Origin of the sequence: Stenotrophomonas hibiscicola ATCC 19867, assembly GCF_000382065.1 — a bacterium.
Classification (GTDB): domain Bacteria; phylum Pseudomonadota; class Gammaproteobacteria; order Xanthomonadales; family Xanthomonadaceae; genus Stenotrophomonas; species Stenotrophomonas hibiscicola.
In genome coordinates this window covers 61,051-73,232 of record NZ_KB907501.1, presented here as the reverse complement: position 1 = coordinate 73,232, position 12,182 = coordinate 61,051, and the positions used below count along the sequence as shown (strand labels likewise).

Here is a 12,182-nt window from a genome sequence, read left to right as displayed (position 1 = left end):
AGGCCAGCGCCGGAAACCCGGAAAAAACTACCACATGCGGCCATGAGCGCGACGGCCGGGGCGGTCGCGCGTCAGCCCCGGCTCATGCCCCGTCGAAGCGGTACAGGTCCATGGCGAGGAAGCCGGCGTCGATGCCGGCATCGATGCGCCGCGCACCGAAGCTGTCCTCGCCGGCTGCGCCCATCGCGAAGAACAGCGGCAGCAGGTGCTCGTCGGTCGGGTGCGCGCGTTCGGCGAACGGCGCCTGCCGGCGGTAGTCGAACAGGGCCTGGCGATCATCGGCGGCCAGGCGCTGCTCCACCCACTCGATGAAGGGCCGCACGTATGGCGCTTCCTTGCCGTCCTGGTAGTCGCCCCAGTCGTGCAGGTTGTGGGTGATGCTGCCCGAGCCGACCAGCAGCACGCCTTGTTCGCGCAGTGGTGCCAGCGCGCGGCCCAGCGCGAACTGATGCTCGGGGCCGAGCAGCGGCTGGATCGACACCGGCACCACCGGGATGTCGGCCTGCGGGCGCAACAGCCGCAGCGGTACCCACGCGCCGTGGTCGAGGCCACGCTGCGGGTCGATGGCCACTGGCAGTCCTGCGGCGGCGATGCGGCCGGCCACTTCTTCGGCCAGTGCCGGGTCACCCGGCGCCGGGTACTGCAGTTCGAACAGCGCGCGCGGGAAGCCGCCGAAATCGTGGATGGTTGGCGGCTGCGGATGCGCCCCGACCAGCGGCTGCCGGCCCAGCCAGTGCGCCGAGGCCATCACGATGGCGCGCGGCGTGGGCAGGTCGCGCGCCAGCTCGGCCAGGCGCACACCAACCTGGCCCGGATGCAGGGCAGTCATCGGCGAACCATGGGAGATGTACAGCGAAGGCAGGCGGGACATGGAATTCTCCAGTTGCAGGATCAGGCGGCGATCAGCGCGAACGCAGGGTCCACTTGCCATCGCCGACCAGGAACAGCACCACCAGCGCCAGCGCCCAGAACGCCGGGTATTCCCAGCCGCCGCCGGCATTGGCGAAACCGAAGCCGTTGGCGCCGTGCACGGTGACGATGGTGCCCAGCAGCAGCGGCACGCCGACCAGGCCCACCCAGCGCGCATAGATGCCCAGCAGCAGCGCGACAGTGATCACCAGCTCGACGCCGATGGTGAGGTAGCCGAGCACGCCGGGCAGGCCCAGCGACTCGAAGAACGCTGCCGTGCCGGCCGGGGTGAATACCAGCAGCTTGGTCAGCGCATGGACCAGGAACAGCACGCCCAGGGCCAGGCGCAGCAGGGCGGCGCCATACGGGGCCAGCGGCGAATCAGGAGCGGTCGTGGCGTGCATCGGAAAGCACCTTGAAGGGAGTGGGCTCAGGTTATTGCGCCTTCACGGGCCGATAAATACGATCGATTGACCGTATTTATTTCAGAAGGCGCAACAATGGACACCCTCGAGGCGATGCGCGTGTTCGTGGCGGTGGTCGAGCGCAACGGCTTCAGCGCCGCCGCCCAGGCCCTGGACATGTCCACCGCCGGCGTTACCCGCCAGGTCGCCGCGCTGGAAAAGCGCTTGTCCACCCGCCTGCTCCATCGCACCACGCGGCGGGTCAGCCCCACCAGCACCGGCGCCGCCTACTACGCCCAATGCGTGCGCCTGCTGGCCGAGTTCGACGCGCTGGAGGCCAGCATCGGCGCGCAGGCGCTGGAGCCCTCCGGCACGCTGCGCATCAACGCGCCGGTCAGCTGGGGCATTGCCCGCCTCGGTCCGTTGCTGGCCAGCTACCGCGAACGCTTCCCGCAGGTGGAACTGGACCTGGCCCTGTCCGACCGCCTGGTGGACATGGTCGAGGAAGGCTACGACGTGGCCATCCGCATCACCCGCGAGCCGGGCCCCACCCTGATCGCCCGCCGCCTGGGCGAATCGCGGGTGAGCCTGTGCGCCGCGCCGGCCTACCTGGCCGCACGCGGCGCCCCGCAGACCCCGCAGGACCTGCAGGCGCACGCGTGCCTGGGCTACAGCTACTGGGCCGCTGGCGACCACTGGCCGTTGCAGGGGCCCGCAGGCGAAGTAAAGGTCGCGGTGAACAGCCTGCTGCACGCCAACAACGGCGACGTGCTGCGCGAAGCGGCGATTGCCGGCATGGGCGTGATCCTGCAGCCGGATTTCCTGCTGGAAGACGCGTTGGCCGATGGCCGGCTGGTGCGCGTGCTGCCCGAATGGGAGGCCGCCCCGATCGGCATCTTCGCGGTCTATACCAGCCGCAGCCACCTGGCACCGAAGGTGCGCAGTTTCATCGACCATCTGGTCGAAGCCGGGGTGTAGCCGAACCTGGTGCTTGCCGGCCTGCGGCCGGCACTACCGTCATGCTTCGGCCGGGTAGTGCCGGCCGCTGGCCGGCCAATACGAACCCGATCAGGCGGGGACTTCATCCAACGCGTCGATGATCCGCTCCAGCGGTGCCGGCCGCCCCAGCAGGTAACCCTGCACCTGGTCACAGCCGTGCGCGGCCAGCCAGTCCAGCTGCCCCGGTGTTTCCACGCCTTCGGCAATGATGGTCAGGCCCATGCTGTGGCCCAGCGACAGCAGCGCGCGACAGATCGAGGCGTTGCGTGGATTGGTTTCCACGTCCGCCACGAAGCTGCGGTCGATCTTCAGGATGTCCAGCGGCAGGTGCTGCAGGTAGGACATGCTGGAATAGCCGGTGCCGAAATCATCCAGCGACACGCTGATGCCCTGCTCATGCAGGCGCTGCATGGTCTGCATCGCCTGCGCCGGCTTGCGCATCAGGCTGCTCTCGGTCAGCTCCACGTGCAGCGCACCGCGGGCCAGGCCGAATTCCTGCTGGGCGCGGGTGAACTCGGCCACCAGGTCGCTGTTGAAGAACTGCACCGCAGACACGTTGACCGCGATCGGCAGCTCGCCCCACCCGGCGTCGACCAGACGGCGCTGCGCCTTCGCCGCGGCGCGGATCACCCAGCGGCCCAGCGCCAGGATCAACCCGGTGTCCTCGCACAGCTGGATGAACTCGTTGGGCGGGATGAAGCTGCCATCGGCCTGCGGCCAGCGCAGCAGGGCCTCCAGCGCGGCCGGGCTGCCATCACCGGCATGCCGGATCGGCTGGAAGTACAGCTGGAACTCGTTGTCGATGGCGGCATGGATGCGCCCGGCCAGGCGCAACCGATCGGCCAGCCGCGTGGTCACCGCCGCATCGAACCAGACCACCACGTTGCCCTCGGCACGCGCCGCGTGCGCGGCCTGCGCAGCCATGCCGATCACCTGTTCGGCGCCATGGCCGTCACCGGCGACATGCACGGCCACGCCGATACGCGGCTCGAACTGGTGCAGCGAGTCCTTGCCGCGCATCGGCGCCGACACGATCTGCAGCAGGTCGTCCAGCACGCGCTGGGTATCGTGCCCGGCACCAATGGCCAAGACGAAATCTTCGGCCGGCTGGAACGCCAGCGTGCCATAGCGCGCGCCCAGGCCCCCGAGCCGGGTCGCCATCGACTGCAGTACCGCATCGCCGATCTCGCGGCCAAGCGTATCGGCCACCAGCTGCAGGCCGCGCAGCTGCACGAAGGCGATGGTGTAACCCTGTTCCTGCTCATCCAGCTGTTCGGTCAACGCACGCACGTTGAGCAGGCCCGTGGCCGGGTTGTGCCGCGCCTGGTAGGCCAGGTCGCGCTCGTAGGCCAGCCGTTCGCTCACATCCTCGGCCAGCACCAGGCAGGCCGGCTGTCCGTCGAAATCGAGTTTGGACAGGTGTGCGCGCACCTCGAACACGCTGCCGTCCTTGCGCCGGTGCAGGCGCACGGTCGCGTCCGGAGGATCGCCCACCTGTGCGCGCTGGATGGCACCACGCACCTCGTCCCAGCCCTCGCGCGGGCGGATGTCGAGGATGCTCATCGCCAGGAACTCGTCGCGGCTGTAGCCGTACTGGCGCACGGCGGCATCGTTGACCTCGATGAAGCGCAGCGTGTCCGGGTCGAATACCCAGAACGGCGCCGGATTGCGGTCAAACAGCAGGCGGAAGCGGCGTTCCACTTCGCTCATCTGCTCGCGCGCCTGATAGCGTTCGCTCAGGTCGGTCAGCGCACCGATCATGCGCCGCTCGCTGTCGGCCACTTCCACCCGCTGCCCACGTGCCCCGACCCAGCGCACCTCGCCTCCGGGCAGCACCAGGCGGAATACCTGGTCGAGCACCGCGCCGCCGGCGAAGGCCTGGTCGAAGGCCTGCTGCAGGCGTGCGCCGTCGTCGCGGTGCACGCGTGCGAAGAAATCGGCCACCGGCAGGGCATCGGTCTGCACGCCGAAGATCTCGCGCGCCAGGGGTGACCAGCGCAGCAGCGCGGCATCCTCGTCCACGTACCAGGTGCAGACACGCCCGACCTGGTGCGCAAGGCGCAGCTCGGCGTGGCCGGCCTTCAGCTCTTCGGCCATCGACTGCTGGCTGCGGGTGGTTCGGCGCACCGCATACAGCAGCACCAGCAGCACCACGATGTAGGCCAGTACGATCGCCACCGATGCCTGCAGGTAGGGCCACCACGGTGCCAGCACGTCTTCGTCGGCCAGGCCCACCTGCACCGCCAGCGGACTGCGTTCGAGCGTGCTGATGGTGAGGATGCGCGGTACGCCATCCACCACGCCCGGCATGCTGCCCAGCTCGACCACTGCCTGCGTGCCGAGCAGGTCACGGCGTGGCAGGCCGTAGCGGTGGCCCACCGTGCCATGCGGGTCAGGCACGCGGGCCAGCATGTAGCCTTCGGCATCGCTGATCGAGACCAGTCCCTTGGGGCCGACGTCGAGGCCACCGACGATGCGCTGCAGTTCGCCGCAGCGCAGCCGTGCCAGCAGCCAGCGTTCGCCGGCCATCGGCAGCGCCAGCGGGACCACCCAACCGCCATCGCTGGCCCGCTGCGGCGGGCCGATGTACAGCGCGCTGCCCTGGCCACGACGCTGCGGGTCGGTCCACAGCGGCAGCTGCAGGTCGCCCTCGCCGGCCGTCAGCGGTCGGCCATGGCGGTCGAGCACGGCGATGCTGTGCAGTTCGGCATGCCGGCCCAGCACCCCGCCGATGGATGCATCCAGCAGGGCCGGCGCCTGCGCCGGCACGCTGCGGAACAGCTCGGCGGCGTCGGCGGCGATGCCGGACATGGCCCGCTCCAGGTTGCGCAGTTCCAGCGCCAGCAGGCGCTCGCTGCCCACCGCCAGCGCGCGGCTCTGGCGCTGCGCCGCTTCCAGGCGGCGGTGGTAGTCATTGACCAGCATGAGGGTCAGCCCGGTGACCAGCAGCACGCCCAGCAGCACTCCGCCCCAGGTAATGGCGCGCAGCGGCCGGGCCAACGCGCGTTTCAGCGCGGGCATCGGCGGGTGTTCCTTGTGCAGTCGGCTGGCTTCATGCGCGAACGAATCCTCCACGTCCCCGACCTCAACGGCCGGTGGACGCCATTCTTGACGCCTGACCCGCCCCCGCATGGCCACCTCCCCGTGTCCGCGCAGGGTTCCAGGGTCCAGCATGCACCACGTCGCTCACGGCGTGAAGGTCGGTTCCACGTGTTCAGCCAGATCCTGCACAGCACAGGACGCAGCACAGGGCCGCCAGGCGGGCCGGCGCAGATTAGACTTGGCGTTTTCCGCCGCAAGAGAAGTCCATGTCCAAGCTGCGCCGTCCCACCCTGGCGCTGGCCATCGTTGCCAGCCTGTCCCTGGCCGCCTGTGACCGCCCGGCCGAGCCGGCCGCCACGGCCACCGCGCCGGCCGATGCCACCCCCGCTGCGGCCAAGCCGATGCTGGGCAGCTTCGGCTTCGATGCCAGCGGTATGGACCGTAGCATTGCCGCCGGCGATGACTTCTTTGGCTTCGCCAACGGCACCTGGGTCAAGAACACCGAGATTCCGGCCGACCGGTCGCGCTTCGGCAGCTTCAACGTCATTGCCGAGAAGACCCTGGCCGACACCCGCGCCATTCTCGAAGGGGCCGCCGGCAACACCCAGGCCAGCGGTGACGACAAGCTGATCGGCGATTACTACGCCGCTTACATGGACGAGGCCGGCATCGAGCAGCGCGGCGTTGCACCCGTGGAACCGCAGCTGAAGGCGATCGATGCCATCACCGACAAGGCCGGCCTGGCACGTGCCCTGGGCGGCGATGTGCGCGCCGACGTCGACCTGCTCAATGCGACCAACTTCTACACCGACCGCCTGTTCGGCCTGTGGGTGTCGGTGGACCTGCTGCAGCCCGACCGCAATGCGCCGTACCTGGTGCAGGGCGGCCTGGGCATGCCCGACCGCGATTTCTACCTGGGCGGCGGCCGCATGGCCGAACTGCGCAAGCAATACCAGGCCTACATCGCACAGATGCTGCAGCTGGCCGGCGTCGCCGATCCGGCCGGCAAGGCACAACGCATTCTCGCGCTGGAGACGAAGATCGCGCAGGCACATGCCACCCAGGAAGAAACCAATGATGTGACCAAGGGTGCCAATCCCTGGACCCAGGCCGACTTCAATGCCAAGGCGCCCGGCATGGACTGGAACGCCTTCCTCGACGCGGCCGCGCTGGGCAAGCAGCAGGACTTCATCGTCTGGCAGCCCAAGGCCGTGGCCGGCCTGTCCAGGCTGGTCGCCACCGAGCCACTGGAGGTGTGGAAGGACTACCTGGCCTTCCACGCGCTGGACCGTGCCGCCGCCTACCTGCCGAAGAAATTCGCCGATGCCCGCTTCGCCTTCCACGGCACCGCGCTGAGCGGCACCCCGCAGCAGAGCGATCGCTGGAAGCGCGCGGTGGACGACGCCAACCACGCAGTGGGCGAAGCGATCGGCAAGCGTTACGTCGAAAAGCACTTCGACGCGAAGACCAAGGAACGCGCGGACGAGATGGCCAAGAACATCATTGCCGCCTTCGCCAAGCGCATCGACGCGCTGGCGTGGATGTCGCCGCAGACCAAGGCGAGCGCCAAGGCGAAGGTGGCCGGCCTGACCGTGGGCATGGGCTATCCGGAAAAGTGGCGCGACTACACCGGCCTGGAGATCCGCCGTGATGACGCGCTGGGCAATGCACAGCGCGCCGAGCTGTTCGAGTACCAGCGCAACATCGCCAAGCTGGGCAAGCCGGTCGACCACGGCGAGTGGGCGATGCTGCCGCAGACCATCAACGCGATGAATGTGCCGCTGGAAAACCGCCTGGTGTTCCCGGCCGCGATCCTGCAGCCGCCGTTCTTCGACGGCGCCGCCGACGACGCCGTGAACTATGGTGCGATCGGCGCCGTGATCGGCCACGAGATCAGCCACGGTTTCGACAACGCGGGCGCACTGTTCGATGAAACCGGCAAGCTGCACAACTGGTGGACCGCCGAGGACCTGAAGCAGTTCAACGCCGCCGGCGATGCGCTGGCCGCGCAGTTCAGCAGCTACGAGCCGTTCCCGGGCGTGCATGTGAACGGCAAGCTGACCCTGGGCGAGAACATCGCCGACGTGGCCGGCCTGGGTACCGCCTACGACGCCTACCAGCTGTCGCTGCAGGGCAAGCCGGGCCAGACCCTGGAGGGCTTCACCCCGGACCAGCGCTTCTTCCTCGGCTTCGCCCAGGCGTGGCGCAGCAAGAGCCGCGAACAGGCGCTGCGCAACTCGCTGCTGACCGATGTGCATGCACCGGGCCAGTTCCGCGCACTGACCGTGCGCAACATCGACGCCTGGTACCCGGCGTTCGAGGTGAAGGAAGGCCAGAAGCTGTACCTGGCGCCGGACAAGCGGGTCAAGGTGTGGTGATGTAACCGGAACGGGCGCCGCAAGGCGCCCGTTTCACTTGCGGGTAGCTGCCAACCTTGGTTGGCGCTTCCGCGGCACCGCGAAAAGCGTGCCAACCAAGGTTGGCACCTACCAGGCAACCACGGGCCACTCGCGCAGGATCTCCACCGGCGCGCCCATGCGTGCACAGGCGCGGCTGGCGAGGCCGTCGGGCAGCGCACGGCGGAACAGCGGCGCCATACCCTGCATCAGCTTCGCAGACGCCGCAGCCTGGGCGCGCTGACGGCCACTGCGTGCAAGCATGCCTTCGGCCCAGTCCGGCAGCAGCGCCGCGCCCGCACCGAGGAACACCTCGCGCGACAGCCCCGGCACCGGTACCGGCAGGCGCACGCCGGACAGCACCTCCAGCACCTCGCGCGAGCGCTCATCCACACGCAGCTCCGGCTGACGTGCACAGAAGTACGCCGCCACTTCCGCTTCGCTGCGCGGCACATCCACCGCGCCCAGTGCCTCGGCCACGCAACGGTACTCGTCGTAATAGCGATCGGCGATGTGCGCCGGCACCTCGCGCCCGTAGCGTCGGAACCCCTGCAGGAAACCGAAGGCTTCGGTCACGTGCACCCACGTCAGCAACTGCGGATCGTCGGCGGCGTAGGGCTCGCCCTGCGCGGTCTGGCCGCGGATCTGCGCATGGATGCGGCGCACCCTGGCCACCAGCGCCTCCACCTCGCCGCTGGGCGCATAGCTGGTGCCGGCAACGAAGGCCGTGGTGCGGCGCAGCCGACCCACCAGGTCCTGGCGGAAATTGGAGTGGTCATAGACACCGGCCAGCGCGCGTGGGTGCAGGGTCTGCAGCATCAGCGCGCACAGGCCACCGGCGAGCATCGAGGGAAATTCGGCGTGCAGCCGCCAGGTGACGCTGTCCGGGCCGAACCAGCCCGGATCGCCCTGCGGATGGTCGTAGTCGATACCACTCTGGCCGCGCGGGAAGGCGTCCAGTACCCAGCGTCGGATCGGCGCCGTGACGGGGCGGGAGAGTCGCTGCAGCAAAGCCGGCATCACAGGTCCAGGAGAGGCGGAAGAACAGTCGCGTCTTGCGCGGTTGGCTCCGATTCTCGGCGATCACGCCTCCGGCGGCGAGCCTCCCCGCTCAGCGACGGTTTCATGTGCGGTCGCAGCACGTTTCACCCTGCGACATCCTGTCGCAGGCCGCGACTGCGATGCTGCATCGCATCAATTTTCACTCCCACCGGTCAAACCCTTGCGCCGCTTGGCATTGCCCCCATTGCACGGCTCGCTGGAAGTGCTAGAACTGGATCCGCCACACCGTCCAATGCTGATCGACGCACGTTCCACAAGGAGCCAGCCATGATTGCCTTGTTCAAGGGTTTGGGAATTCTGCTTCGCGACAACGAGCTCTACAGCAGCCCGTTCGACAAACAGGTGGCGCACTGGCGCAACCTCAGCGAGCAGCAGATCCGCGATGAAGTGGCTGTGCTGGCCCAGGCCAAGTGCCAGTGGCTGATCGCCTCGATCGTCGGCTGGCAGGCGGCCTCGCTGCTGATCCTGGGCCTGATCGCCAACTACCTGTGGCGCGACGACTTCCATATCACCTTCACCCGCGTGGTAATCGTGTTCGGCTCGTGGGTGTCGATCCTGTTCGTGATCTGGTTCATGGCCAACATGTTCGATCAGCAGGCCGGCTTCGAGCGCTGGATGAAGGCGTTCAACAGCCGCGCCCGCATCAGTTCCAAGGCCGACAGCGTGGAGCACGTGGCCGAGGCGCTGGACCTGGCCGAGCACTACCCGGAAGTGCTGGACTACAAGCAGGCGGTCACCGCCAAGCGCGAGCTGCGCCACGAGGACATCCGCATCATGACCGAGATCGGGCGCATGAAGCAGCACTCCGAACTGGTCGGCCGCCTGAACCATGTGGGCGAGAACGAGCACCACCACGACCTGACACTGCAGCCTGCCTACTGACCCTTCAGGGAAGCGGGGGGACCCACACTGCCACCGTGATCACTCACGGTGGCAGTGTTCTATCCGGTCCTGGCTGACGCACTGGTGGAAGCCCTTGGGCAGGTCACGCATCGCCTCGGTCTTCCCCACCGCCACGGCAAACCGGCGCAATGGTGGCGTCGCACACGCGGCGTCGGTACTGCACGCTGGGTCCAGCACCAGGTAGTGGCATTGGCCACTACTGCTGGCGATGCACTGGAACCGTGCCTCGCCGTCGACCACGCTGCCCTTGCTGTAAAGCGTGTCCACGCCGTTGGCACGGGTGCGGGTGATCGAAGTATTGCTGGATTTCTCACAGCCAGCCAACGACAACGCAGCGATGCAGGCAAACAGGAACAGGCGCATGGTGCCTCCAGGATGCGGCTACATGCCGCGGAACAGGCTCATGAACGGCTGGCTGACCACCAGCGTCTCCGTGCGCCCACGCAGGCGCAGCACGCCGCGCCCGGTATCGTCGCGGCTGACCGCCGCCACCGCCTTCATGTTGACGATGGTCGAGCGATGGATCTGGCGGAAATGCTGCGGGTCGAGCACTTCCAGCAGTTCGCGCAGCGGCGTGCGCAACAGGCTCTCGCCGGCAGCGGTCACCACGGTGGTGTACTTGTTGTCGGCACGGAAGTAGGCCACGTCTTCCAGCATGATCAGCTGCGTCTCGCGGCCGTTGCTGGCGGTGATCCAGGCCAATGGCGGGCGCTCTGCCGCACCCTGCGATGGCCCCAGGCGCCGCAGCAGGCGCTCGAGTACGGCATCGTCCTGGCGCGTTGATGGCAGCCGCGACAGGATGCGTTCACGGGTGGCCAGCAGGCGCTCGTCGCTGACCGGCTTCAGCAGGTAATCCATCGCGCCCTGCTCGAACGCGTCGATGGCGTACTGGTCGTAGGCGGTGACGAACACCACCTGGGTGCGCGGGCTCAGCTCGGACAGCGAACGGGCTACTTCAATGCCACTGATGCCGGGCATGCGAATATCGAGGAAGGCGATGTCCGGCTGCTTCTCGGCCAGCTGCTCCAGTGCACTGGCGCCATCCTCGCACTCGGCCACCAGCTTCAGGTCCGGCCACAACCGGCCCAGCTGCTCGACCAGCGACTGCCGCAGCAGTTCCTCGTCTTCGGCAATGAGCGCCTCAAGCGGCATGGCTGCGCTCCTTGCTCGACTGCGGCAGGGTCATGGTTGCGGCCACGCCGCTGGGGAAGTTGGCGACGATCGCCACGCCGGCCTGCTCACCGCAGGTCAGGCGCAGGCGCTCGCGCAGGTTCTTCAGGCCGATGCCGGTACCGCTGGTGCCCTGGCCGAAGCCGAGGCCATCATCGGCCACCGTCACCGTCACATGGTCATCGAAGCCACGGGCCAGGATCCAGATCGTGCCACCGCCGGGCTTGGGTTCCAGGCCATGCTTGATCGCGTTCTCCACCAGCGTCTGCAGCGCCATCGCCGGCAGCTGCACGCCGTGCAGCTCGTTCGGCACCTGCACCTCCACCCCCAGCCGTGCGCCCATGCGGATACGCAGGATCTCCAGGTAGGCACGGGTGCGCTCCAGCTCCACGCCCAGCGTGGACAGCGATTCGTCCACCTGTGGCAACGAGCTGCGCAGGTACTGGATCAGGTGGCCCAGCATCTGGTCGGCACGTGCCGGGTCGGTGCGGGTCAGCACCTGCGCGTTGGCCAGCGTGTTGTAGAGGAAGTGCGGTTCCACCTGCGCATGCAGCAGATTCAACCGGGCCACCGACAGTTCCTTTTCCACCTGGGTCTGCTCGGCCGCGGCCTGCTCGTCGCGACGTTGGTCGGCAACACGGCGGCTGATCGCGCGGGTGACCGCTTCGGCGTTCTCGAAGTTGCTGCCCTCATCCAGCGCCAGCAGGTCGGCCCACCAGCCGGCATCCGGTTCAAACAGCAGGGTGACGGTACTGGTGCCCTGCCCCGGCGTGACCGTCGCCAGCACGCTGTTGCGCTTGATCGCCAGCCGAGCCGGCAGATTCCAGCGCGACGGCTGGCGGCCGTTCCAGGCATCCACGCGGCGCACGTAGGCCCGTACCTGCAGGCTGCCGGCCGAACTTTCCACGTCTTCAACGCGCGGCAGTTCGGCGATGGCCGCTTCCACCACCGAGAATGCCTGGCCGGCATCCATCGGCAGTTCCACCTGGCGGCGCTGGCGGCCGGAGAGCGTGGTCGAATCCAGCCGGCCGGCGACCAGCCAGACGCGGCGTACATGGGTAATCGCGCTGCCCAGCGCGGAAATCATCAGGAACATCGCCAGCAGGCCGAAGATCCAGCCCGGGCCATCGTTCATGCCACTGAAGATGCCGCTCCAGACCATGCCTGCGACGAACAGCGCCGCAGCCCAGGCCAGCAGGTGACGAAGCAGGAGAGAGAGGCTGGCGAACACGGCGGCGCCTTGGAGGAAGGGGGTGAGCCGAGCATAGGGCGGCCCGCCGGGCAAACAAGCGGGCTG

At 68.2% G+C, this 12,182-nt stretch carries 10 protein-coding genes; 3 read left to right on the top strand and 7 right to left on the bottom strand.

Features of this window, described 5'->3' with window-relative positions:
* Window positions 1-82: 82 nt before the first annotated feature.
* Together G370_RS0112560 and G370_RS0112555 are read right to left on the bottom strand one after the other, a co-directional pair.
* Window positions 83-871 carry a dioxygenase family protein gene (locus tag G370_RS0112560; RefSeq protein ID WP_019660907.1) on the bottom strand — a complete coding sequence of 263 codons (789 nt, stop codon included), beginning with the start codon at window positions 869-871 and terminating at the stop codon, window positions 83-85.
* Between the two features lie 31 nt (window positions 872-902).
* Window positions 903-1,313 carry a DoxX family protein gene (locus G370_RS0112555; protein WP_019660906.1) on the bottom strand — a complete coding sequence of 137 codons (411 nt, stop codon included), beginning with the start codon at window positions 1,311-1,313 and terminating at the stop codon, window positions 903-905.
* A gap of 96 nt (window positions 1,314-1,409) precedes the next feature.
* Between G370_RS0112555 and G370_RS0112550 the strand changes: the two genes are divergently transcribed.
* Window positions 1,410-2,291: a LysR family transcriptional regulator gene (locus G370_RS0112550; protein ID WP_019660905.1), complete on the top strand. Its 882-nt coding sequence runs from the start codon at window positions 1,410-1,412 to the stop codon at window positions 2,289-2,291.
* A gap of 90 nt (window positions 2,292-2,381) precedes the next feature.
* Here G370_RS0112550 and G370_RS0112545 read toward each other — a convergent pair whose 3' ends face one another.
* Window positions 2,382-5,444, bottom strand: a complete 3,063-nt coding sequence (locus G370_RS0112545) for a bifunctional diguanylate cyclase/phosphodiesterase (protein ID WP_019660904.1) — start codon at window positions 5,442-5,444, stop codon at window positions 2,382-2,384.
* A 176-nt stretch (window positions 5,445-5,620) separates the two neighbouring features.
* On the opposite strand from G370_RS0112545, the gene G370_RS0112540 reads away from it, so the two are divergent.
* A complete protein-coding gene (locus G370_RS0112540) occupies window positions 5,621-7,732 on the top strand; it encodes a M13 family metallopeptidase (RefSeq protein WP_019660903.1) in 2,112 nt (703 codons plus the stop codon).
* Between the two features lie 108 nt (window positions 7,733-7,840).
* Here the strand turns inward: G370_RS0112540 and G370_RS0112535 are convergent, their stop codons facing one another.
* On the bottom strand, window positions 7,841-8,770 hold the full coding sequence (locus tag G370_RS0112535) for an oxygenase MpaB family protein (protein ID WP_019660902.1): 930 nt from the start codon (window positions 8,768-8,770) through the stop codon (window positions 7,841-7,843).
* 309 nt (window positions 8,771-9,079) lie between these two features.
* Here G370_RS0112535 and G370_RS0112530 point away from each other — a divergent pair, with 309 nt between their 5' ends.
* The gene (locus G370_RS0112530; RefSeq protein ID WP_010484135.1) at window positions 9,080-9,694 is read left to right on the top strand and encodes a hypothetical protein; all 615 of its coding nucleotides are present in this window, start codon (window positions 9,080-9,082) and stop codon (window positions 9,692-9,694) included.
* A gap of 39 nt (window positions 9,695-9,733) precedes the next feature.
* Here G370_RS0112530 and G370_RS0112525 read toward each other — a convergent pair whose 3' ends face one another.
* The 3 genes from G370_RS0112525 to G370_RS0112515 are packed head-to-tail and all read right to left on the bottom strand — an operon-like array spanning window position 9,734 to window position 12,116.
* Window positions 9,734-10,078 (bottom strand): hypothetical protein, encoded by a 345-nt coding sequence (locus G370_RS0112525; RefSeq protein ID WP_010484136.1) that lies wholly within the window; start codon window positions 10,076-10,078, stop codon window positions 9,734-9,736.
* 18 nt (window positions 10,079-10,096) lie between these two features.
* Window positions 10,097-10,867 carry a LytR/AlgR family response regulator transcription factor gene (locus tag G370_RS0112520; RefSeq protein ID WP_010484137.1) on the bottom strand — a complete coding sequence of 257 codons (771 nt, stop codon included), beginning with the start codon at window positions 10,865-10,867 and terminating at the stop codon, window positions 10,097-10,099.
* Complete coding sequence (locus G370_RS0112515; RefSeq protein WP_010484138.1) at window positions 10,857-12,116, bottom strand: sensor histidine kinase; 1,260 nt, start codon at window positions 12,114-12,116, stop codon at window positions 10,857-10,859. Before G370_RS0112515 ends, G370_RS0112520 begins: the two co-directional genes overlap by 11 nt.
* Window positions 12,117-12,182 lie beyond the last annotated feature (66 nt).